Annotated in this window: 12 protein-coding genes; 10 read left to right on the top strand and 2 right to left on the bottom strand. The window is 59.0% G+C overall.

Annotation, left to right across the window (positions count from 1 at the left end; translation table 11 throughout):
- Nucleotides 1-15 precede the first annotated feature (15 nt).
- The 8 genes from B5F22_RS09835 (at nucleotide 16) to tnpA (ending at nucleotide 8,698) form a co-directional block, all read left to right on the top strand.
- Nucleotides 16-705: a metallophosphoesterase gene (locus B5F22_RS09835; RefSeq protein ID WP_087233895.1), complete on the top strand. Its 690-nt coding sequence runs from the start codon at nucleotides 16-18 to the stop codon at nucleotides 703-705.
- 104 nt (nucleotides 706-809) lie between these two features.
- Nucleotides 810-2,132: a trigger factor gene (gene tig / locus B5F22_RS09830; protein WP_087392428.1), complete on the top strand. Its 1,323-nt coding sequence runs from the start codon at nucleotides 810-812 to the stop codon at nucleotides 2,130-2,132.
- A 93-nt stretch (nucleotides 2,133-2,225) separates the two neighbouring features.
- On the top strand, nucleotides 2,226-2,807 hold the full coding sequence (locus B5F22_RS09825) for an ATP-dependent Clp protease proteolytic subunit (protein WP_087233899.1): 582 nt from the start codon (nucleotides 2,226-2,228) through the stop codon (nucleotides 2,805-2,807).
- A 68-nt stretch (nucleotides 2,808-2,875) separates the two neighbouring features.
- Nucleotides 2,876-4,189, top strand: coding sequence for an ATP-dependent Clp protease ATP-binding subunit ClpX (gene clpX, locus B5F22_RS09820; protein ID WP_087392427.1), 1,314 nt, complete (start codon nucleotides 2,876-2,878; stop codon nucleotides 4,187-4,189).
- A gap of 84 nt (nucleotides 4,190-4,273) precedes the next feature.
- Complete coding sequence (gene lon / locus B5F22_RS09815) at nucleotides 4,274-6,688, top strand: endopeptidase La (protein ID WP_087392426.1); 2,415 nt, start codon at nucleotides 4,274-4,276, stop codon at nucleotides 6,686-6,688.
- A 10-nt stretch (nucleotides 6,689-6,698) separates the two neighbouring features.
- The gene (gene yihA / locus B5F22_RS09810; protein WP_087392425.1) at nucleotides 6,699-7,292 is read left to right on the top strand and encodes a ribosome biogenesis GTP-binding protein YihA/YsxC; all 594 of its coding nucleotides are present in this window, start codon (nucleotides 6,699-6,701) and stop codon (nucleotides 7,290-7,292) included.
- Between the two features lie 3 nt (nucleotides 7,293-7,295).
- Nucleotides 7,296-8,048: a fumarylacetoacetate hydrolase family protein gene (locus B5F22_RS09805; protein WP_087392424.1), complete on the top strand. Its 753-nt coding sequence runs from the start codon at nucleotides 7,296-7,298 to the stop codon at nucleotides 8,046-8,048.
- Between the two features lie 182 nt (nucleotides 8,049-8,230).
- Nucleotides 8,231-8,698, top strand: coding sequence for an IS200/IS605 family transposase (gene tnpA, locus B5F22_RS09800; protein WP_087392423.1), 468 nt, complete (start codon nucleotides 8,231-8,233; stop codon nucleotides 8,696-8,698).
- Between the two features lie 99 nt (nucleotides 8,699-8,797).
- Here the strand turns inward: tnpA and B5F22_RS09795 are convergent, their stop codons facing one another.
- The gene (locus tag B5F22_RS09795) at nucleotides 8,798-10,147 is read right to left on the bottom strand and encodes an ATP-binding protein (RefSeq protein WP_158096682.1); all 1,350 of its coding nucleotides are present in this window, start codon (nucleotides 10,145-10,147) and stop codon (nucleotides 8,798-8,800) included.
- A 3-nt stretch (nucleotides 10,148-10,150) separates the two neighbouring features.
- Nucleotides 10,151-10,885: a LytTR family DNA-binding domain-containing protein gene (locus B5F22_RS09790; protein WP_087392421.1), complete on the bottom strand. Its 735-nt coding sequence runs from the start codon at nucleotides 10,883-10,885 to the stop codon at nucleotides 10,151-10,153.
- A 277-nt stretch (nucleotides 10,886-11,162) separates the two neighbouring features.
- Here B5F22_RS09790 and B5F22_RS09785 point away from each other — a divergent pair, with 277 nt between their 5' ends.
- The gene (locus tag B5F22_RS09785) at nucleotides 11,163-18,743 is read left to right on the top strand and encodes a hypothetical protein (protein ID WP_143482235.1); all 7,581 of its coding nucleotides are present in this window, start codon (nucleotides 11,163-11,165) and stop codon (nucleotides 18,741-18,743) included.
- Nucleotides 18,744-18,760: 17 nt separating this feature from the next.
- Nucleotides 18,761-24,520, top strand: a 5,760-nt coding sequence (locus B5F22_RS09780) for a DUF4175 domain-containing protein (protein WP_143482234.1), incomplete at its 3' end; no start/stop codon positions are given.

Here is a 24,520-nt window from a genome sequence, read left to right as displayed (position 1 = left end):
ACAAGGAGGGAAGAAATGGCCCTTTATGCCATCGGAGACACCCATCTGTCTCTGGGCGCCGACAAGTCCATGGAGGTGTTCGGGGGCAGTTGGGAAGGCTATGTGGAGAAGCTGGAGGAAGGCTTTTCCTGCGTATCGGACGATGACACGGTGGTGCTGTGCGGGGACCTGTCCTGGGGTATGAGCCTGGAGGAGGCCAAGAAGGACCTGGAGTTTCTCAACTCCCGGCTGCCGGGGGAGAAGTGGATTTTGAAGGGAAACCACGACTACTGGTGGAACACCGCCTCTAAGATGAATGCCTTTTTTCAGGCAAACGGCCTGGAGCGCCTGCACATTCTCCACAACAACTGCGCCTTTTACGGGGATGTGGCCCTGTGCGGCACCCGGGGCTGGTTCTATGAAGAGCAGGCCAATGCCCCCTCGGGGAAGGTGTTTCGCCGGGAGGTGATGCGCCTGGAGACCTCGCTGAAGGCGGCGGGGGAGGCGGAGAAATACTGCTTTCTCCACTATCCGCCCCTGTACAAGGGGTACCAGTGCCCGGAGATTTTGCAGCTGCTGGAGCAGTACCAGGTAAAGCTGTGTTGCTATGGCCATCTCCATGGTCCCAGCCACCGTCTGGCGGTGGAGGGAGTGCAGGGAAGCGTGGCCTATCAGCTGGTGGCTGCAGACTACATCGGTTTCCGTCCGAAAAAAATTTTGGATTGACAAAAAAAACAGTGGAAATCTTCTGTACAATCTGATAGAATGGATTGGATTTATCAGAAAGAAAGCCCCAGCCTCAGGCGGGGCTAAGTTGGAGGAACGTATACATGAACATCAAGAGCAACGAGAAGAAAGAAAACAGCGCCATTGAGCTGGTCATCGAGGTCAGCGCTGCTGAGTTTGACGCCGCCATCAACAAGGTGTACAACAAGCAGAAGAAGAACATCATGGTCCCCGGCTTCCGCAAGGGCAAGGTGCCCCGCAAGATGGTGGAGAAGATGTACGGCGAGCAGGTGTTCTTTGAGGACGCTGTGGAGGAGGCCTATCCCGCTGCCTATGATGCCGCTCTGAAGGAGGCTGGCATTGTGCCCGTGGCCTACCCCAAGCTGGAGATCGTGGAGGTCAGCAAGGACGGCTTCACCTTCAAGGCTCTGGTCACCGTGCAGCCCGAGGCTTCCGTGAAGGAGTACAAGGGCCTGGTGGTTGCCAAGCCCGAGGTGAAGGTCACCGCCGCCGATGTCAAGGCTGAGATGAAGCCCTACATCGACCGTGCCTCCCGCCTGGTGAGCGTGGACCGCAAGGCCAAGAAGGGCGACGTGGCTGTCATCGACTTCGAGGGCTTCAAGGACGGCGTGGCCTTCGAGGGCGGCAAGGGCGAGAACTACTCCTTGGAGCTGGGCTCCGGCACCTTCGTCCCCGGCTTCGAGGAGCAGGTCATCGGCATGAAGGCCGGCGAGGAGAAGGACCTGGACATCACCTTCCCCGAGAACTACACCGCCGATCTGGCTGGCGCCGCCGTGGTCTTCAAGGTGAAGGTCAACGAGGTCAAGGAGCGTCAGGAGCCCGCCCTGGACGACGAGTTCGCCAAGGACGTGTCCGAGTTTGACACCCTGGACGAGTTCAAGAAGGACCTGAAGGAGAAGCTGAAGGCCCGCCGTCAGCAGCAGGCCGAGCGCGACTACGAGGCCGCTGTCATCGACGCCCTGCTGGAGAACCTGGTGTGCGACGTGCCCGAGGCCATGGTGGACTACCGCGCCGACAAGATGGTGGAGGAGCAGGCCATGCGCATGCAGCAGAACGGCTTGAACTTCCAGGACTACCTGAAGTACATGGGCCTGTCCATGGACGACGTGCGTGCCCAGGCTAAGACCGCCGCTGACCGTGCAGTCCGCACCGCTCTGGCTCTGGATGCCGTGGCCAAGGCCGAGGGCATCGAGGTCACTCAGGAGGAGTTGGACGCCGAGGTCAAGCGCCTGGCCGAGCAGTTCAACGTCACCGAGGAGCAGGTCCGTGAGGTCACCAACGAGAGCGACATGAAGCAGGACCTGGGCTCCAAGAAGGCTCTGGAGCTGGTGAAGTCCTCTGCCAAGAAGCCCGCCAAGAAGAAGGAAGAGGCTCAGGCTGAGACCACCGAGGCTCAGGGCGAGTAATTTCATCCCGTAAAAAACCAGCAAGGGAGGAATATTCCTCCCTTGCTGCTGGGTATACTGGGACTGATTTCCAGTAACGAAGGAGAGGTTTCCATGAGTTTAGTTCCCTATGTTGTGGAGCAGACCAGCCGGGGAGAGCGTTCCTACGACATCTTCTCCCGTCTGCTCAACGACCGTATCATTTTCCTGGGTGAAGAGGTGAACGCCACCACATCCGCCCTGGTTGTGGCCCAGCTTCTGTACCTGGAGGCTCAGGACCCGGACAAGGACATTCAGTTCTACATCAATAGCCCCGGCGGCTCTGTCACCGACGGCATGGCCATCTATGACACCATGCAGTATATCAAGTGTGACGTGTCCACCATCTGCGTGGGTATGGCCGCCTCCATGGGCGCATTTCTGCTCTCTGCCGGTACCAAGGGCAAGCGTCTGGCTCTGCCCAATGCGGAGATCATGATTCACCAGCCCTCTGCCGGTACCCAGGGACAGATCACCGATATGGCCATCCACCTCAAGCGTCTGGAAGTCATCAAGAAGCGGATGAACCAGATCCTGGCCGACAACTGCGGCAAGAGCGTGGAGCAGGTCACCGCCGACTGTGAGCGTGACAATTTCATGACCGCCGAAGAAGCAGCGGCCTATGGCCTCATTGACAAGGTCATTTATAATCGTTGATGATGCAAAAGGGCGGAGACAAGCACTGTCTTCGCTCTTTGGCACGTCTGACGAAAGGAAGGTAATTCATGGCTCGAGATGAGTACAAAACCGTTCGCTGTTCCTTTTGCGGCAAGCATCAGGAGCAGGTAGAGCGTATCATTGCCGGACCCGGGGCATACATCTGCAACGAGTGTGTCCACCTCTGCCTGAGCATTCTGGACGAGGAAGAGCGCCCGGAGCTGGGCAGTCCGGAGATGCCCGACGTGATTCCCACTCCCCGAGAGATTCGGGATGTGCTGGATGAATATATTATCGGCCAGGAGCAGGCGAAGATCGCCCTGTCCGTGGCTGTGTACAACCACTATAAGCGGATTTATTTTGGTGGCGGGGACTCGGTGGAGCTGCAAAAGAGCAACATCCTCCTGGTAGGCCCCACCGGCTGCGGCAAGACTCTCTTTGCCCAGACTCTGGCCCGGGTGCTGAAGGTGCCCTTTGCCATTGCCGACGCCACCACCCTCACCGAGGCCGGTTATGTGGGTGACGACGTAGAGAACATTCTGCTGCGGCTGGTGCAGGCGGCAGATTACGATATTGAGCTGGCCCAGCGGGGCATCATCTATGTGGATGAGATCGACAAGATCGCCCGGAAGAGCGAGAACACCTCCATTACCCGGGATGTGTCTGGCGAGGGTGTGCAGCAGGCTCTGCTGAAAATTTTGGAGGGTACGGTGGCCAATGTCCCGCCCCAGGGTGGCCGCAAGCACCCCCACCAGGAGTTCTTGCAGATTGACACCAAGAACATCCTGTTCATTTGCGGCGGTGCCTTTGATGGTCTGGAGAAGATCATTGAGCAGCGCATGGACCAGAAGACCATGGGCTTTGGTGCACAGGTGCGCACCGCGGCCGAGCGCAGCGAGGAGGACATCTTCCGCAACGTGCAGCCCCACGACCTGCTGAAGTTCGGCATCATCCCCGAGCTGGTGGGCCGTCTGCCGGTGATCACTGGCCTGAAGGCTCTGGACGGCAAGCAGCTGGTGCAGATCCTCACCGAGCCCAAGAACGCTCTGGTCAAGCAGTACCAGAAGCTGCTGGAGTATGACAACGTGGAGCTGGAGTTCACCCCTGAGGCCCTGGAGGCAGCGGCTCAGAAGGCGGTGGAGCGGAAGATCGGCGCCCGTGGTCTGCGGGCGGTGCTGGAGGAAGTGATGACTCCCATCATGTACGATGTGCCCTCGGACGACTCCATCGCCAAGGTCATCATCACCCCCGAAGCCATCCGGGGAGAGCAGCCCCCTGAGGTGGTGCGGGAGGAAGGCCGTCCCGTCAGACCCAGACTGGGCGCTGCATCTCTGCGGGCGGAGCCGGGCGGACAGGCGGCCCGGAAGGGAAACGCATCCTAACCAAATTTTGATAGGGGCGGGCCTCGTGCTCGCCCCTTTGCTTATATCGCCTCCTTTTGGGAGGTGGAAAGGAGGAATACAACCATGAGTGAGACCATACATGAGCGGGAAATTGTGGCCATGCCTGCCCTGGCCCTGCGGGCTATTACGGTATTTCCCCATCTGCTGCTTCATTTCGATGTGGGTCGGGAGTTCTCCATCCGGGCCCTGGAACAGGCCATGACCGGGAACCGGGAGATTTTCCTGGTGACCCAGAAGGACCTGGCCGCCGAGAACCCCGCCCAGGAGCACCTGTATCAGGTGGGGACCGTGGCCACCATCAAGCAGATTCTCCGTCTGCCCGACAACAATGTGCGGGTGATGGTGGAGGGCAAGCAGCGGGGTAAAATGCTGCAGCTGCTGACCACTGAGCCCTACCTCACCGCCGAGCTGGAGCTGTTGGAGGAGGAGCCCGCCGCCCGGGAGAATACGCCCCGCACCGAGGCGCTGATTCGCCAGATCTATTCCATGGTGGAGCGATACACCGAGCTGTCCGACCGGGTGTCCCCGGAGCTGTATTTGAAGCTTCTAGCCAGCGACGACCCGGTGTACATAGCCGACTATACCGCCCAGAACCTGCCCCTGCGCTTTGAGGACAAGCAGCTCATCCTGGAGGAACTGCGCCCCGCCAAGCGGCTGGAGAAGCTGGTGCGCATCCTGGCCCGGGAAGTGGAGATCCGCCAGGTGGAGAGCGAGCTGGAGGGCAAGGTCCAGGAGCAGATGGCGGAAAACCAGCGTGACTACTACATGCGAGAGCAGCTGAAGGTGCTCCAGCGAGAACTGGGCGACCGGGGCGACGGCGACGAGATCGCTGAATACCGGGAGCGTGTGGCCAAGGCCAAGCTGCCCGACGAAGTACGGGAAAAGCTGCTCAAGGAGATCAAACATCTGGAGAAGCAGCCCTACGGCTCCGCCGAGGCCTCGGTACTCCGGGGCTACCTGGATACCTGCCTGGAGCTGCCCTGGACGGTGCGCACCAAGGAGCGGGCCAACGTGGCTGCCGTGTCTAAGGTGCTGGAGGCCGACCACTACGGCATGGAAAAGGTGAAAGAGCGTATTTTGGAGTTTGTGGCCGTCAAGCAGCTGTCCCCCAATCTGAAGGGCCAGGTGCTGTGCCTGGTGGGCCCGCCCGGTGTGGGTAAGACCTCCATTGCCATGAGCGTGGCCCGGGCCATGAACCGGAAGCTGGCCCGCATCTCCCTGGGCGGCGTCCATGACGAGGCGGAGATTCGAGGCCACCGCAAGACCTACGTGGGGGCCATGCCCGGACGCATCATCGCCGGCATCCGCCAGGCGGGGAGCGTCAACCCGGTGCTGGTGCTGGACGAGCTGGACAAGGTGGGCAGCGACCACCGGGGTGACCCCAGCGCCGCTCTGCTGGAGGTGCTGGACGTGCACCAGAACGCCACCTTCCGGGACCACTACCTGGAGATGCCCTTTGACCTGTCCGAGGTGCTGTTTATCGCCACCGCCAACACCACCGATACCATCCCCCGGCCTCTGCTGGACCGGATGGAGATCATTGAACTGGGTAGCTACACCGACGAGGAGAAGGTGCAGATTGCCAAGCGCCACCTATGGCCCAAGGAGCTCAAGGCCCACGGCCTCACCCGTACCCAGGTGAAGCTCAACGACCAGGCCCTGCACCAGATCATCTCCGGCTACACCCGGGAGTCCGGGGTGCGCCGTCTGGAGCGGCTGCTGGACAAGCTGTGCCGGAAGTCTGCCATGAAGCTGGTGCGGGAGGGGTGCAAGAGTGTGCACATCACCCCGGACAACCTGTCCGACTTCCTGGGCACCCGGCGCTACGCCAAGGACAAGGCGGCGGGCCAGCCCCAGGTGGGGGTGGTCAACGGCCTGGCCTGGACCTCTGTGGGCGGCGAAATCCTGGAGGTGGAGGTCAACGTGGTGGAGGGCACCGGAAAGGTGGAGCTCACCGGCAACCTGGGGGACGTGATGAAGGAGTCCGCCCGGGCCGCCCTGTCCTTCATCCGCAGCCGGGTCAGCCAGCTGGGGCTGCCTGGCACCTTCTATAAGGACAAGGACATCCACGTCCACTTCCCCGAGGGCGCTGTGCCCAAGGACGGACCCTCGGCAGGCATTGCCATCACCACCGCCATGGTGTCCGCCCTCACCGGAACCCCGGTGCGGGGTGACGTGGCCATGACCGGGGAGATCACCCTTCGGGGAAGGGTGCTGGCCATTGGCGGGTTGAAGGAGAAGACCATGGCCGCCCTGCGCAATGGTATGAGTACTGTCATTCTCCCCGAAGACAATGTGAAGGACCTGGAGGAGATTGACCCCTTGGTGCGAGAGAGCTTGAAGTTTATCCCTGTGTCCCAGGCCGACCAGGTGCTGGCCTGTGCGCTGGTCTCTGACGGCCAGCCCCCCAAAGCGCCTGACGCCGTTCTGCCCCCGGAGGCAAAGACCCCTGGGACGGCAGTGAATCTGTGCCAGTGAGGTGAGCGATATGAAGGTGAATTTGAATCAGGCGGAGTTTGTCCGCTCGGCGGCCAAGCCCGCTGACTTTCCCCGGGACGCTCTGCCCCAGGTGGTGTTTGCCGGGCGGTCCAACGTGGGCAAGTCCTCGGTAATCAACCGTCTGCTCAACCGCAAGAACTTCGCCCGGGTGGGCTCCGCTCCCGGCAAGACCACCCATATCAACTACTTCCTCATTGACAAACAGCTCTACCTGGTGGACCTGCCCGGCTATGGCTACGCCAAGGTGTCCATGGCCGAGCGGGCCCGGTGGGCCAAGCTCATTGAGGGCTGGTTTGCCGATACCTCTCTGATGACTCTGGGCATTCTCATTGTGGATGCCCGCCACAAGCCCACGGCGGACGACAAGGTGATGAGCGACTTCTTCCTCACCACCGACAAGCCCTATGTGGTGGTGGCCAACAAGCTGGACAAGCTGAAAAAGAGCGAGGTGGAGGGGAATCTCCAGCGGGTGCGGGACACCCTGGAGCTGCCCGAGGCCGTCCCCGTCATTCCTTTCTCCGCGGAGAAGGGGGACGGCAAGCAGGCCCTGTTGGAGCTGATCTTCAACCATATGGAGGGCTGAGAGATGAAGTACGTGCGGTTTCTCAGCCAGAGCGGCCCCCAGTGGGGTGTAGTGGAGGGAGAGCAGGTGAAGACCCTCACTTGCGCCCCCTATGAGGGCGTGGAGTACGACGGAGGCAGCGTCAACTTGGCAGACTGTCCGCTGTTGGCCCCCTGTACCCCCACCAAGATTGTATGCGTGGGGAAGAACTACGCCGAGCACGCCCGGGAGATGGGGGCTGAGCCCCCCGGATTCCCCGTCCTCTTCCTAAAAGGGCTCAATGCCCTCAACACCCCTGGCGGGGAGATCGACCCGCCGGAGTTTGTCCAGCGCCTGGACTATGAGGGGGAGTTGGCGGTGGTCATCCGCCGCCGGGCTTCTAAAATCCGTGCAGAGGACTATGCAGAGTATGTGCTGGGCTACACCTGCCTCAACGACGTCACCGCCCGGGATGTGCAGAAGCACGACGGGCAGTGGACCCGTGGAAAGTCCATGGATGGCTTCTGTCCGGTGGGCCCCTGGGTGGTGGACGGGGTGGACCCCGACCGCCTGGAGGTTACCACCCGCCTCAACGGCAGCGTGGTCCAGCAGGGGAACACCCGGGACTTTATCACCACCGTGCCAAAGCTTCTGGAGTTTATCACCGCCTCCATGACTCTGGAACCGGGTGACGTGGTGGCCACCGGTACCCCCGCTGGCATTGGCCCCATGCAGTCCGGGGATGTGGTGGAAGTAGACATCTCCCACATCGGCGTTCTGCGCAATACGGTAAAATAACCCCAAGAGGTGCTGTGAGCCACAGGCTTGCAGCGCCTCTTTTTTTGTCTAATGAAAACCCCCGGCTGTGCCGGGGAGTTCAAAAAAAGCTTTAGCGTTCCATATGAAGAAAAAACTCCTTTTGATACAATAAGAGTGCGGTCTGCCAACTGCACAAAAGTATCAAAAGGAGGACAAAAGGCATGAAGCCTAATGACAAGACCAGTTTAGCACATACAACATGGAATTGTAAATATCACATTGTGTTTGCACCGAAATACCGCAGGAAAGTCTTTTATAAGGACAACAGAGTAGAAATAGGGAAAATACTGAGAGAGTTGTGCAACTGGAAGCAGGTAAAGATTGTAGAAGCAGAAGTGTGTCCCGACCATATACATATGCTTGTAGAGATACCGCCGAAAATGAGCGTGTCCAGTTTCGTAGGGTTTCTCAAGGGGAAAAGTAGCCTCATCATTTTTGAGCGGCACAGCAACTTGAAGTACAAGTATGGGAATCGGCAATTTTGGTGCCGAGGGTACTACGTGGACACAGCAGGGAAAAATGCGAAAAAGATAGCAGAGTATATCCAGAACCAGCTCAAAGAAGACCAAATTGGGGACCAGATGACAATCAAGGAATACATCGACCCGTTTACGGGTAGCAAGCACTAATCTTTCGCAAGTGGCAGACCGTACTAACGCCTTGAGGCGTGGCTAGTAACAAAGGGCTTTGCCCGCATATGAAGAACCCCCGGCTATGCCGGGGGGTTCCTATTGGATTTGAATGACAACGTCCATGTAAAACGCGGTGTCGGTGTGGGAGACCACCAGGGTGCCGCCGTATTCCTTGGCGGTTGCGGCAATGGAGGACAGGCCGATGCCCTTGCCGGAATGTTTGGTGGACAGGTATTCTCCGTTGTGCTTGACCACCACGCCGTTGAAGCTGTTGCTGGAGACAATATACAGATCGTGGGAGTTTTTCATATCAATGGTCAGGTTGAAATAGCGCATATGGGGCGGCACAGTGGAGCACCCGGAGACGGCATTTTCCAGGATATTGCCCAGCAGACCGCATAGCATTGGTTCCGGTATGCGCTGGAGGGCGGGAATGTGAATGTTCCAATTGGTCTGAATTTGTTCTTCTGCGGCAATGTCCCGGTAGTAATTCAAAAGGGCGTTGACCCCGCTGAGGTTGCAGTACTTTAAGGGGGAAGATGGAGGGATGGATTGCTCATATTCATGGAGATAGCGTGTGATCCCATCCATATCTCCGGCGTGGGCCATCTGGGAGAGGGCATGGATGGAGTGGCGAAAATCATGGCGGATCTGACGGGTCCGATCCACATATTCCTGCAGAGACTGATATTGCTTGAGCTGAAGTTGAAGAAAGTGTGTATGCTCCTCTTGGCGGTGCTGTTCGGCCAGAACATAGGAAATTCGGTAGAGAATGGCATAGATAAAAAAGAGCATTAACAGGAAAAGAGTTTCCATGCCAACATAGATTTGGAACATCCTGCCAGTGTGCAGGGTCTGGTAGGAAAGTGGGATGGTAAACACATTGGAAGCGGTGAACAGGACGGGAAAGATGAGAAAGGTATTCCAGACCGCGGTAGAATGAATGGTACGAATGGCGTAGGCAAAGTGCTTCCACAAAAATGGCGTGGCGGCTGCGGCAATGGCGAAGGACAGGGCCAACTGGAACAGCGTCGCGGAAAAGGAAAAGCCCAAGTAGTTGGAGGTGGGGTGCAGCCATGCGTCAAAGGCATAGGCAAAGCTGCTGGGAAAGGACATCAGAGCACAGGCGTTGAGAAACATGGCCGCGGACTGGGAAAGATTGGTGCGCAGCGTTCGGTGATAGAGAAGGAAGAACAGCACCACCGAGATGCCAAGGGGGACATTGATGTGGATGATATGGGAAAACGTCATCTGGAACAAGCCGATCAGGGGAAAGTAAATCAATGCCGCAAGGGCGCACAGCAGAAAGGTTTTTCTGGGGGAATATTTCAGCGAATCGTGCATGGGACAGTAGCAGATCCAGGCGGCGGGGATGATGATGGAAAACTCCAGCATGGCCCGAACATAGGGGGCAGCATCCACGAAAGTCACCTCTTTTCCAATCAAAATTCATCTGGAATGCCGTTGTTGGCTGCGGATCTTTTCAAAGTTGTATGCTCTCAACTGGTCCACAATCTTTTGGCTCTGTCGGACCTTGACCGGAAAGGCCGACTGGTCCTGAAGGACGCATTGATCCTTGCTCATCTCGGCGACGTAGTCGGCGTTGACCAGCACCCCTTTGTTGACGCAGAGAAACCGGGGATCCTTTCCCACCAGGGTCTGAAATGCGGAGACGGTCATGCGGCAGCGGAGGGTAGTGCCACCTTTCAATTTGACCTCCAGGTAATGGGCATCGGTGACCACAGAGAGTATGTCATCGAGAAAGACAGAGTGGGTCTGTCTGCCGCTGGTCAGATTGACAAAGGGAGGGGCATCGTCCATCAGGTGCACATCCGCCAACACCTGAAAAAAGCGGTCCTTGTCCAGGGGCTTGGTCAGGTATTCAAAGGCGTGGAAGGAAAATGCCTCCGGCATAAAATCCGAGCTGGAGGTTAAAAAGACCAGCTTCACCCAGCGGTCGGTGCGGCGAATATGCGAAGCAACGGCAATTCCGTCCATCTCGCCCATGTAGATGTCCATAAAAATCAGGTCATAGCTGCCATGGGTGAAGTGTTGGAGGAACTCCTCACCGGAGGAGAAAAAGTCGGTTTCCATGTGCACACAGTGCCGGGCGCCGAACTCCTGACAGAGCGCCTGCACAGACCGCTGAAACCCGCGGTCGTCATCCACCAACGCAATGCGCATCCACGCCGTCTCCTCTCTCCCAAAGTCAGGGGGTGCCAGAGGCGCTTCGATGCCCCCTTTCGACCATCATAGCATAGAATGGACACAGATGCCAGCCAGTGGAAATTCTTTCTTGCCAGAAACAATACGTTGTTGCCAATTACCTTGCTGACATGGGAACGTCAAACTAGAATGAAACCAGCTATATCCAGCGATGATACTGTTGATGGATGCCGGGAAAGGAGATCAGGAAAGAAACGGATCAAGTGGATGTCGAGGGCAAGACAAGGAGGAACGTATGAGAACAATGGGAGAAAAGAAGGTGCCATGGGGCAAGAAGGGCAGGCGCGTGGTCAGTGCGGTGTTGGCCGCGGGTATGCTTCTGGAGATGTCCGGGCTCTGGAGCCTGGAGGGGGTTGGCTTTAAGGCCAGTGCGGCGGAGAACTATCTGGAGATGCCGGAGCGCACCCCGGTGAATGTGATGAACAAGCAAACCGCCGCTGTGGTGGAGAATACGCTGTCCCAGCCAGACGGAAGCGTGGCGTACTACAACTTTGTGGACTTTTCCGGCTATACCCTGACCAAGAATATGTCCAAGGTGAGCAGCAGCTCAGGGGTGTACATGAGAACGGTCCGTGGCGACGATCACTTGTATTACATGGAGTTCTGGACAAAAGCCGGGTATGGGTCCTGGAATGTCACTTATGACTGGAAGGACTTCCCTGATGAGTCCTTCCCGGAGGCCTATTCCTGGGAGGACATCTATGTGAACATGGGCACTGGCGCTGTGGCCAGTACAGAGAAGGACAACATTCAGGTGGGGCACTCCGTGAACGACCTGGTGGGAGAGATGAGTGACCGGCCCAGTTCGCCCTGTTCCAGCACCTGGACCCCCATGCCCGACCACACCAACCCCCGGATGACCATTGTGGGTACAGGGGAAGATGCCTCTTCCCATTCGGCGTGGTATGTTCTGGCCGACATGGTCTCGCCGGGCCAGGTGACTGAGTCCGACCCGGACCCCTGGGAGATCCTGGTGACGGAAGACGCCCAAGCGTACGACGGGAAGCCGGTAATCTGGCTTTGTGAGCAGGAGATGATGCGGCCGGCAAACCAGAGCACCACCAAAGAGGACCTGGCCGACTTGAAGCTGGAGGTGGGGGTTGTTCCCGCAGACGACCCCGCGGCCCAGGTGATCTATCTTCAGGCGGAGTGCGTCGCCCTGGAAAATGGGCTGGAGGGCGCCAGCCACAAGGGCGGAGCCCTGGGCTTCCAAATCGTTGACACCAGCGCACTGGAGGGAGAGGAGTATCAGATCGTCTCACTGGAGAATCGTACGGATACCTCCCAACTCAATTACAGCCTGTATCTCTACCAGAACTTTATCACCAGCGCCCAGGACAGCTACTATGAGGTCAACACCCCTGTCACCGATTTGGCGGGCAACCCGGTAATGCTGATGGCAGACGGCAAAAAGAACGTCCGCGCCAAGGCGCTGTTTCTGGACAATGACCCGGTCAATGTGGACAAGGTGCTGCTCTCCGGCACCAACGTGGATGCCAGCATGACCACGCTCCCCGGCCAGTGGCCGGAGGACCTGGACCGCACCAAGCTCTTTTCCACCACCGGGGATCAGGTGCAGCTGCGGGTGCAGCTCAGCGAGCGCATTGCGCCGCTGACCCAGGAGGAGATGGAGGACGTTACCCTCACCTGGAATCTGTCCAGAAATGACGGGGGGGATCTGGTACCGGTGACCGTCCCCCTGGTGGATGTGGAGGATGGATATGCCAACGGCGTCAACGCAGAGCCGGTATCCATCCTGGTGTTCCAGTCTGTGACGGTGGAGCAGGACTTCACGCCGCAGGGAGTTCAGATCCAGGCGGTGAGCCTGTCCACCGGCGGACACCTGCGGGACATCAGCGGCAACTACATGGAAACCCAGGACCAGAACGTGGTGGACGTCAGCGACAACCCGCCCACGGTGCAAAATTTCCTGGATACTGCCGCCCCTTCGGTGACCATCCAACAGGCGGAGACGGTGGCTGCGGACGAGTTTCTCATTGCCGTTGAGGTCAAGGACTCGGTGGAGAACGGCCTGAGTGCAGGCATGGCCGGTGGAAAGGTGGCATTGACTTCCAGCAAGGGAAGCTCAAACGTTCCCTATCAGTACACCTTTGATATGTCTCCCGAGACCCCGGAGAACTACTCCGGCACCGGCACCATAGGCAGCAGCGGGAATCTGATTTGGAACGATGTGTTCATGCAGCAGGACGGCACATACTACCTGCATTTGAAACTGACCGACACCCAAGGCGTGGAGTTGGATGACCAGGCCCCCTTCCAAATTCACCTCTACGCCCAGGATCTGCTGGGCAATGGTGGAGAGGTGGCCTTGAGTACCCAGGGCCAGAATATCTCCGTGGACCATGCGGCGCCCACCGTGAGCATCTCCAATGTCAAAACGGTGTCCGGGCAGGACCAGAACCAAAACAATACTGCCACCCTCACGGCCACCGTGTACGCCCAGGATCTCAATGGGGTGGAGCTGGTCAAATACCAATGGGTGGAAGCAGACGCGCAAGCCCAGGACAGCAACTGGATTATGGTGGACAACTGGGATGAGACCGGCGGCCTGCTGACGGTGGAGACCACGGTCTCCGGCGTCACTGCTGTCTCCAAGAAGCTGGTGGTGCAGGCCTACGATGTCCATGGAAACATGGCCCAGGTGGAGCAGTCTGTCACTGCGGATTTGACCAAAACCATTGTCAACTATTCTGTGTCTGACAACCTGGATGCTCCCATCGCCGACCCGGGACTGGTGATTGACCGGCCCGGCTGGACTGGTGAGACCGCCCAGGGCGGGGATCTCTATGTCCGGGCCATAATGACCATGGACAACCAGACCTATGTGGGCATTGTGACCAATCCCGACGGGGAGACCTTGTTCGGTTCCGCGTCCAACGCTGTGGAGTGGTATCGGGTGTCCATCGCTGAGGGTGTGTATTTGACGGTGGAGTCCGGTACCCCGGACTGGAGCTACTATGGCCCGGTGACGGTGCGCCTGAATGCCAGCGCCCAGTCCATGACACCCGTGGCATCCCAGGCTGTGGACGATGAAACGGATGTCACGCGCTCGGAAGATGTGGAGCTGCAGGTGTGTTATGCGCCGGAAAGAGACGACGTCTACGACATCGATGGTCAAATTCAAGTGCAGGACAGCTCCGGCAAAGGGGTGGAAGAGACCGACACATTCACCTATGACTATTACAAATTCGACCAGTCCATGACAGGCGCCCGAATCGGGATCACGCTGCGCAATCAGCTGTATGACGACTGGGGTGTACAGGACGTGGATCTGGAAAACTCCTATGCGCTGTTCGTCCGCACCGATCAAGACGGACAGCTGGTCCAGGCTGCGGATGGGGCACCCGCTCCGGAGAGCGTCATTTCGGAGAAAATCCCCTTCAGCGCCGGACAGCAGCAGTGGTTCTCGGTACCGGCACAGGATCTGGATGGCAACAAGTTGACCACCGGAGCGTACACGCTGTGGCTCCATGTGGCGCAAAAGGGGGGCGGGGTGCAGGAGATCTACCTGCCCAGTGCCTTGCCCTCCGGCCGGGAAGGGTATCTGCTGCTGGATGCCGGCGAAATACCCGGTCAGTTTGGTGTGACATCCTACGACGGGTATCTCCCCGTCGCTTTCTCCTACGACAATGGCAGCGGCCTGGCCTGGAGCAAGACGGCCGAGGAGGGCCAGACTCTCCAGGTGTTGAACGTGGGCATTTCCAAGCCCAGTGGGGCGGAGGCTGTGACCCCCCAGGATGGGCAGGATGTGGCAGAGGCCAGAAAGGTGACCCCGGTTACCGTCAACGGCTACATCGTGGGCTACGAGGAGACCATGAACAGCCTGCACAATAATGCGGGACTGCTGAAGCTGACGCTGGCCTCCCAGTCTACGGAAGAAGACGGATATGGCCAATGGCTGGGAACGGATCTGGGGCTCGTGTCCGGCATGAAAATCTGGAATGCCGGCGCCACCGGCGACCCCAACGACCTGGACTTCCAGGATGTCAGCTGTGCAAATGGCGTATCCCGGTTGCTTGCGTTTAGCAACCTGGACTGGTACGACCGGTATGGGGGTGAGTGCGACATTGTGGATGACATCTCCCAGTACTCGGTTCAGGATGCGGGCAACGATAACCTGAAGTATGCCGTGGGGGCAAACACCATCTACTATCAACTGAAGATGGAAAACGGAAAACTCTCCCCCATCTATCAGATGCAGATCAACCTCACCACCCAGAGCCCGGAGCTGGAGCTGAACTACTCCTTTGGCCCCACCGGTCAGACAGAGTCCGGAAAGGCATACACCGAATATGTGGACGTGACCGTGGCCAATGCCTTCTCTCCCAGCGGAGATGTAAAGGTGTACTATGGATACCGGGAGGAAAAAACCGTCTGGATCTACCAGGAAGTCACCGATTGGAAGGAACCGCTGCGCTTCCAGGCCAACCAAAACGGGGAGTGGGGGTCCATGGGTGCCCGGATTGATGCCCCCATCGACTCAGACCTGAATACCACGCAGTGCCTGGTGATCTATGACGGCGCGGGCAACGCCAAGGTATTCTATCCCAGCTTCCATGTGGAGCGCAGCGATACCCAGTACTACGGCATAGCTGACGTAACCCCAGGGGTGTCTGCCTCTGCCTCCGCCGACGGCGAGAACTCCTACCGGATCAGACTCTCCGCAGAAGAGACAGATGCCTGGGATCAGGTGCTGGACGCCGTGGACAGCCTCACCATTCAGGTGGATCAGCGCAGTGCCGTCGATGTGAAAGCGATGGACCAGAATGAAAGCCAGCGCAATGAGGGGGGCATCAAATCCTTTTCCACCACTGCGACAGCCGACGGGGGAGCAGGTCTGACCATTTACGGGGACTTCCCCTACGATCCGTCGGTGGAAGAGGGGGCTATGGTGGAACACACCATTGTTGTCTCTGCCAGCTACAAGGCCAGCGGAGCTGCCGAAGAGGCTCTGTATGAGACCTTCCAGGTCTCTGCCTCCAACACCAAACCGGTTTTGAGGGAAGACGCAGAGAGGACGGAAAACTATCTGCAGGGCTATATCCAGGGCAACCGAATGTTCCGGGTCACCGAGCTCATAGACCCCCACGGCAGCCGCATTGCCGTGGACGTGGTATACGGCACATTCTGTTCCCTCCCCATCTATGAAAATGGCACGTACACCATCACTTTCGACGACATTTTTGGAAATGAGTATCAGCAGGAGGTGGAGATCACCGCCCTGCCCGAGGATCCCAAAATCAGCTTTTCCACCCTGGACTACACCCAGGATCCGGTGACCATGACGGTGTCCAGTGAACACAATCAGGTGGAAATTATCAATCCGGATCCGTCCTGGCAGGTTGCCACGGACGAAAACGGGACGGTACAGGTGACCGTGTCGGAGAATTCCTATATCGAGGTGTGGATAAGCTCCAAGGAGACAGCCTATGTGCGCGGGTTCCAGGTCAGCAACATTTACAAAGAGGAGATCGAACCTATGGTCCGGTGGGACAGCTACACCAGTGTGGACCTGGAGAATCAAGTGATTTACGGGGATGTGACTGCCTACCTGGTGGATCAAAACGGCAGCACCCTCGTGGACCCCCAGACAGGCACCTGTCCCAAGTATGTCTTTACCGCCGGCGGGGAGACCAGCTATACCTTCCGCGGTTACGTCAACCAGTACGGGGTTCAGGGGCCGGACTATACGGTGACCCTGGACTATGAGATCAAACCCTACCCGACCCAGGAGGCGGACACCGTGGCGCCCGATGTGGGCATCACCGGATACCGGGTATACAAGGATACACCGGCTGAGGCGGGGGTTGCCTTCTGGTACCTCCATGAAGAGCGGCCCCAGGATGGCGCCACCCTGCCGGATTATCGGGAAAAATACGGCGCGGAAAACGTGTACACCGACATGGATGCCTTCGTCAGAAGCATGGGCTGGGCGGAGAGTTATCGCTGGAACGTGGACATTGTGGATGAGAGCGCTGTGCGGCTGTTTATCAAGTCGGACCTGTACGGGGAGGCGCCCACCTACGAGACCGGAACCAGTGATGAGATCCCGGGGGTGAAGCTCCAGGGCCGCAGCCTGGAGATCACCGGCAATGCGCAGTTTGTGCTCTACGCCGTGGATGAGGCGGATCATGTGACAGCGGTATCGGTGAATATTACGGCCATCGGGGATCAGGTGGATCCTGAGTATGCCCAAGTGGCGGTGGATGACGGTGCCAGTGTGCGCATCTATCTGATGCCCCCCAACATGGAAGGGGTCACCGAGCTGAAAATCACCAATGACGCCGACAACGACGGGGTGCCGGATGCCGTGTTGGATCAGGATCTCAACTCCTCTTTCTATGGATATTCCTACCTGACGGTGTGGGAGAACGGCCCGGTGAATGTGTTCTACTCCTATGAGTACCGGGGTGAGTTGGTGACAGGCCAGATGGAGATGGAAGTCACCGGCGTGGACACCACACCGCCCCAGGTGGTGGATCAGGTCAAATGGTCGGCAAACCATGCTCTGTCCGCCACCAACCAGGAGGTCAGCGCCCAGATCCAGTTCAGCAGAGGGCTGCAGGATGTCTATCCCATTGACAGTCAGGGACAGCAGATCCCAGTGCCCCAAGGGGTGACCATCTCCTTCCTGGAAAACCAGGTGACGGTCACGTACGACAACAACGCACCGGCCTTGACCCTGCGTGCGGTGGCCGCCGGGCGGGATGATCTGCTGGGCGCTGTAAACCTGGATGAGGTGGACAACGTGGATACCACACTGCCCAACATCACCTATCAGGTGGACTATGGCGACAACCACCGCCAGGCGCAGATCAGCTTCACAGCGGATGAGCCTGTGGTGTTGATTCAAAGCGGAACACGTGGGGAGTCCATATCCGTAGACGTGAGTACAAATGGTGTCAAAGAGTATACCTTTACAGACCTTGCGGGGAACGCAGTGACGGTCTCTGTGGCCATTGACGGGCTGGTGGAGGAGGAACTGACCTTGCAGGTGTCCACCACCGCCAGTGACAGCGGCATCATAGCCCCTGCCACCTATCAGGCACAGGTGGGAGACCAGCTGTACGTGAAGGTCAATCGCGCCGCCACCATGACGGTGAGCGGCGGAAGCCCGGTGCCCATTTCCGCCAACGTGTGGACGCAGGTGCAGATTGCAGAGGATCTGGCCGGGCTCTATCCCTCCATCCGTGTGGTGGATGATTACGGAAACGCGGCCGTGGCACAGCTGCTGAAGGTGCCTGTGCCGGATCGGACGGCGCCGGTAGTCCTGCTTCACCGGAAGAACCTGACCGTGGCTGCGGGCACCAGCAGAGAGGAAATTGACGCATTGCTGCGGGACAACATTACCGCCTTTGATCTGGGCACCCCGGAGGGGATGGAATTTGAGTTTGTGTACGACCCGGCGGTCAGCGGCACCCAGACGGTGATCTACACCGTGCGGGACGGCGCGGGAAACGAGCGGGTGCTGGAGGGTAAGCTCACCGTGCGCGCCGGAGGAGAACCCACCATCACGGTGGACGGTCAGATTGCGGTATGGGATGACATTTTGGTGGTGGATGCGGGTACAAAACAGCTGCAAGTCACCTTGAACGGCAACCGCTACAAGCTGGACTGGAAAGCTGGCAACAAGACGGTGGGCCAGATGAAAACCGGCAGCACCAGCCTCACCGGCGGTTATGTCTCCGACCAGGAGAGGACCGTGGAGGTGGAGATGACCACACCCGGCTACTACACCTTTGTGTTGACCACCCAGCTGCATGAGACCTACCGGTTTGTGGTGTACGTGAAATGAGGGGGCGAGGAGGAACTATGAAAACATTGTGGAAACGAGCACTGTCCGGGGCGCTTGCGGTGGCGGTCATGGCCACCGCCGCGCCCGGCGTGCTGGCATATGCCGCCGAGGCTCAAACGAGAGAGAATGCAGACAATCTGGAATTGAGTGACGGGTACCTCTCTGTCTCCATGTCCACGGAAAACGGCGGTTTTTTGGTCAACACAGAGGAGGGCGACAAGCTCAATAAGTCCGACAACAACAAGAATTTGCTCTACCCCGCGGCCGACTATGATACCTCCTACACCTCAGTGCGGGTCACCAGAACGGACGGGTCCACCGAGGACTATGTGTTTGGCCGGGATTACGGCTTCTTTGGCCTGGACAGCAGTGACGTGGAGGTCAGCAAGGAGGGCAACACGCTGAAGGCCCAGTGGAGCGTGAAGGACCTGACCATGGTGCAGACGCTCTCCCTCCTCGACCAGAACTCTGCCCAGCATGGCATGGTGTCCATCAGCTACCAAGTCTCCACAGACCGGGATGACGTGGAGAATGTGAAACTCCGATTGATGCTGGACACCGCCCTGGGCTACCAGGACTGGGCCACCTATGAGCTGCCTGGAGTGAATGGCATTTACCAGCACATCACCTCAGAACAGGTGCTGGACAACCGGGACGGCCAGGCCTACTCGGGCGCCATGTTTGCGGTGGACGACGCCAACGCGCCCAGCATGACCGCCTATACGGTCAATGCCTCGTTGGACGGTCAAACCGTGGAGCCCTATCAGCTGGCCTTTGGCCACTGGAACAACCTGGCTGAGACTTCCTTTGACTTTACACCGGATCTGGGGCTGGACTTTACCAACCCCTACAATGAGACCTATCTGACCGCAGACAGTGCCTACGCCCTGTACTACGACTTGGGCCAGATCACGCCCGATGACTCGGCGGTGATGAGCACCTACTACGGGGTCTATTCCAACGTGACGGTGGGGGAGGAGGAGCGGGCCGCCATCAACTTCCCGGAGCTGCCCGCCTCCATGACCTTCAACGAGGAACAGGACGCCTATCTCTCCCAGGTGGAAGGCGGCACTGAGGGGGATGTGCATTTGCAGGTGTCTGTGAGCAACATCTCCGATGACGCAGTCAGCCAGATGGCTGTGGTGACCCGGGTGCGCAATGGGATACAGCCCTACGAGGATTACTATGAGGGGCTGCTCTATGAAGGCGGCGCACGGGAGGACTTTTATCAGGTGGTCCGGGATTTTCAGCCGGGAGAAGAGGCACAGGTGGAATTTTACTACAATGTGTCCCCCCTCCCGGTGAGCGAGTACCGGAAACTTGAGATCCTCTGTTATGACATCAGCGATACCGGTGAGCTTCTGGAGCAGAACCTGCTGGCCAGTCGGGAGTTCTATGTGCTGTGCCCCGGGGTTCTGGGGGAGATCCTCACCTTTCACAGTCTCAATCCTCAGATCATCTATACCGACGGCACCCGGCATCTGTTTCTCTCCGGCCAGAACTTCCAGCTGCTGCAAAACACATCTGCCTACACGGTGTACTTAAAATCTCTGTCCGGCGGCACCGACCTGGTGCTGGACAGCAGTAAGGTATTCCTGGATATGGACAAAAACAGCCTGGACCTGGTGGTGGATCAGCACCTGGATCCCGGCGGCTACCAGGTGGTATTCAACTGGGCAGAGGCAGGGAAGGAACCCACCACCTCGTCGGCCCTGCAGTTCTCCGTCACAGAGGAGCCGGAGTACATCTCAGACGTGTACGGTGTCGTCACCATTGAAAAGGATGGTGAGGACGGCTATGCCCTCAGGCTGTATGACGATGAAACAAGCTACGACCGCAGCCTGACGGACATGGAAAAGCAAAACCAGGTTTTGCTGGAGTTCCGGGGTGATTTTACCGCCCAGTACGATGAGGACGGAAATCTGGTGAGTGCCAGTGCGGTGTCTGTGGAGGCCGCAGATGGGACCGTGAGCAGCACCATCAACATCAGCAACTGTCTGGATGTGGAGGCGGGCAGCCTCACCATCCGGGTGGAGAATCCAGGCACCGAGGAGCAGGTCATCAACACCGACATCGACGGCAAGGTGTATACCACCAACAGCCGCACCAAGGTGTGGAACGGCGTGTGTGCCATCACCAGCCTGGAAAATGGCGAAGAGTACCCCTTGCTGCAATACGACTACATGGGCAACCCCACCTCGGATGTGGAGAACAGCGTGGCCAACACCAACGCCATTACGCTGGTGTGGCCGGGCGCAGCCAGTACAGCACAGACCCTGGCGGGCATTCTGTTTGAGTTCCGTTACTGCCAGTTTGGCCTCATGGCGCTGGAGACTGGGACCGTGACCGACCAGACGCCCAAGAAGCGGGTGGTGGCATTCGGAGCTGAGATGTCCCCCGACTTCCTGCTGCCCAGCAACTTTGACTGGGGCAACCGGCAGACTTCCACGCTGGAGGCGGTGCAGCTGAATCTGGCCAAGAGCAACTATACGGCAGACCAGCTGCGGGATGTGCAGGCCCGGTATGCCGCCGACCAGCAGGCCTGGGAGGAGGCGGAGACCGGAAGCCTGTCCCTGTACGTCCACGACATTCTCTTTGGCGGCGGGTTTGTGGGCTTCAACGCCTCGGTGGAGGTGGCGCTGCCCTCCTATGCCGATGGACTGCCCGGGGTCGAGGGCACCTTGAACCTACGGGTCATGCCCGACCGGGACCTGTGGGAGGTGGGCGTGTACGGCTCTGCGGACTTTGCCATCCTCAATATGGAGGCAGAGCTGGTCATCACGGCGTACAACAACATTCCGCTGCCCAATAAGATCTATTTCTATGTGGGCGGGTTTACCCCCGGCATCAACGTGGACGGCATGGGGATTTTCTGGATCCAGGGTGCCGGCGGCGGCGTGGAGGGCCTGGCCGACACGGTGTTTCTCTCCTCCCGTGTGCCGCCGCTGAAGCTCATTTTCTCCGGACAGTTTGCCCTGTTTGCGGTGTTGCAGGCCCGGGCGGATTTGACCATGGGGATGAGAGAGTTCTCGCTGGGGATGCGGGATCTGAACATTGCCGGGATCACCTTGCTGGAAAGCGCCTCTCTGACCACCCAGTGGTACCCGGAATTGAGGCTCAATGCCGGCATTGAGCTGAACATCCTGGACATCATCGAAGGAAGTGGTTCCATCGTCCTGGAGGAGGACAAACGGGAAAACCGCCTTTTCTGGGAGGGCTTTGCCACAGCGGGAGTGACCACCCCGAAAATCCCCCTCATCGGCGAGATCCATATTGGTGATGTGGATTTGGGCCTGAATGCCTCCAAGATCTGGGGCGCGCTCCATGTGCTGATGCTGGATATGGGTGTGACCTACTACTGGGGCGGCGACGTGGACTTTGCCTTTGGCAAGTACAACACCCCCGAGGCCACGGTGCCTGCGGCCCTGTCCGGGATCCCGGTCTACACGGATGCCGGAACCGGCCGGGTGCTGTATATGAGCGTGGGCACCAATGCCCGGTTGGAGGCGGCCACCGACCGGCGGACCTTTGATCTGGCCGGTACAGCCACCCGCACCAACGGGGAGAGTTCCATTGACCGCAGCGCCGACGGCATGACCCATGTCATCCAGCTGGGCAGCTATTCCGGCGCCTCTGGAAAGGCACTGACCCTGTCCTTCCAGGCGGACAGCTTGGAGCAGGCACAGCGCATTGCCATGGGGGACAGCCGCTATGGCACCCCGGGCATCACCCTCACCGACCCGGACGACCCGGGCCAGACTTACAGCCTGCGGTGGCTGGACACCACCCAGGATGCAGAGGAGCAGAGTGACGCCAATGCGCTGCTGTCCTATGACCAGGAGAGCGGTGAGGCCAACGTGACCATCTCCTTCACCCAGGCTGAGGACTACCACGCCTGGCGGTTGACCCTGGGAGCTTCGGCCCAGTCCGCCCTGTACGACATCGCCTACCTGCCCGGCTTGGATTCTGCCAGCGTTCAGTGGAACGACCAGACCCAGGAGCTGACCGTGACCTGGCAGGGCAGCGAGCTCAACGACGTGGAAAATGTGGCCGTGTACGCAGTGAGCCAGACGGAGGAGGGAGAGTCCACTACCACGCTGTTGTATGAGACGGATGATACCGGCATCATCTCCGGCGGGGTGGCTGGGGCCACCCAGGGCAGTGCCACCTTTGCCGTGCCCACGGATCTGCCCAGCGGCAGTTACACCATCCAGGTGGTGGGCTCCAGTGAGACCCGCTCGGTCAACGACGTGGTGAAGGTGGAGGAACCGCTGGCCTATACCAACCCCAACCAGCCCCAGGCGCCTGTCATTGACAGCGTGAAGCTGGGCGGCGATTACAGCATCGATGTGGCCGTGGAGAAGCAGGGCGCATATGACGGCTATGTGGCCACCATCTATGAGCAGACGGACACCGGATTGGTGGCCACCGATCTGGCCCAGCAGTGGGTGGAGACCTCTGGGGAGGCCCCAGAGGAGACCCTCACCCTGGGCGGGCGGTATACCACCTCCGCCTATGTGGACGGAGATGGAAATGCTGTGCTTCCCTCTGAGGCAGAGGGCCGTGACGATGTGACCAGCGTGGAGCAGACGGTGGGTGTGGAGGCCGGAAAGGTCTACAAGATCGGTCTGGCTGGATATACCACCGGCCCAAACGGTGAGATCTTCCTGTCACAGGAGACGTTGAGCAGTGCCATCACCATGCAGGCCCCCCAAAAGGCCACGGTGACGGTGCAGGCGGAGGGCAGTGTCAGCGTTGACGGTACCGATACCATCAACGGGGTGAATGCCACCATCCAGATCACCTCGGATATGCCGGTGTCCGGCACCTGGACCTTGGACGGCGACGTGGCTTCCGGCCAATGGCAGGCGGGCACAGACCAGAATTTCCTGGATCAGGCTATAGATTTCTTTGCCAATTTGTTTGGCGGGGAGCGGGAGCAGATCGGCACGATCTATCTGTCCGGACGGGCGGAGACGGATGTGCTGCCGGACGACGGCGGCCTAACAGAGGGCACCCACATTCTGTCCCTGGTGGGCGAGAATGAGCAGGGGGATGCCGTATCGGTCAAGTATATGTTCCGGGTGGACACCACCGCCCCCAGACTGCAGCTGATCTCCCCGGCGGACGGAGACTACTTCTCCGACACTGTGACGGTGGAGGGGCTGTCCGAGCCGGGCGCCGTGGTCACCGTTCTGGTGGACGGTCAGGCGGCTCAAACCGTCACCATTCCGGAGGATGGTACTCTCAGCGTGGAAATTCCCGTAGACAACACCGTGCTGGAGCATGAACTTACCATTTATGCGGAGGATGCGGTGGGCAACGTGGGACGCAAGATGTCCATTCCGCTGCTCAACGACATAGCGGCGGCGCCGGATGTGGCGCTGGGCATTCTCTTCAATGGACAGGATTACACCCAGCAGAACATCCCGGCCGGCACCAACGGTGTGGTACAGCTGTGCCTGGTGTCCGGGTCTCGCCGGGTGCCTGTGCCTGCGGACTCTGTGATGGGCCGCCAGGCCGAATGGCAGACCACCGTTGTGAAGGGTACCGCCAGCCTGGACAATGGCCTGTCCCTGTTGACCAGCCTGGATGTCAATGGGATGCTGACGGTTTCCCTGGATCAGATGCAGGCGGCGGCGGTGTTGGGCGGCAACGCCAATGACACCGACTACCAGACCTGCAACGTCACCGTGACCGCCAATGAGGGCGGCACCGTGTCTCCCGCTGGCACCACCGCTGTCACCGAGGGCGAGTCCTTCACCCTCACCATCACC

Origin of the sequence: Pseudoflavonifractor sp. An187, from assembly GCF_002160275.1 — a bacterium.
GTDB lineage: Bacteria > Bacillota > Clostridia > Oscillospirales > Oscillospiraceae > Enterenecus > Enterenecus faecium.
The sequence above is the reverse complement of the archived record's forward strand: the minus strand, read 5'-3'. Positions and strand labels throughout refer to the sequence as shown.

Bases quoted from the DNA above. Each gene is read 5' to 3' on its own strand.
- B5F22_RS09835 (WP_087233895.1), top strand. From the start codon at position 16: ATGGCCCTTTATGCCATCGGAGACACCCATCTGTCTCTGGGCGCCGAC.
- B5F22_RS09790 (WP_087392421.1), bottom strand. From the start codon at position 10,885: ATGCGCATTGCGTTGGTGGATGACGACCGCGGGTTTCAGCGGTCTGTG.
- B5F22_RS09805 (WP_087392424.1), top strand. From the start codon at position 7,296: ATGAAGTACGTGCGGTTTCTCAGCCAGAGCGGCCCCCAGTGGGGTGTA.
- tnpA (WP_087392423.1), top strand. From the start codon at position 8,231: ATGAAGCCTAATGACAAGACCAGTTTAGCACATACAACATGGAATTGT.
- B5F22_RS09785 (WP_143482235.1), top strand. From the start codon at position 11,163: ATGAGAACAATGGGAGAAAAGAAGGTGCCATGGGGCAAGAAGGGCAGG.
- B5F22_RS09825 (WP_087233899.1), top strand. From the start codon at position 2,226: ATGAGTTTAGTTCCCTATGTTGTGGAGCAGACCAGCCGGGGAGAGCGT.
- yihA (WP_087392425.1), top strand. From the start codon at position 6,699: ATGAAGGTGAATTTGAATCAGGCGGAGTTTGTCCGCTCGGCGGCCAAG.
- clpX (WP_087392427.1), top strand. From the start codon at position 2,876: ATGGCTCGAGATGAGTACAAAACCGTTCGCTGTTCCTTTTGCGGCAAG.
- lon (WP_087392426.1), top strand. From the start codon at position 4,274: ATGAGTGAGACCATACATGAGCGGGAAATTGTGGCCATGCCTGCCCTG.
- tig (WP_087392428.1), top strand. From the start codon at position 810: ATGAACATCAAGAGCAACGAGAAGAAAGAAAACAGCGCCATTGAGCTG.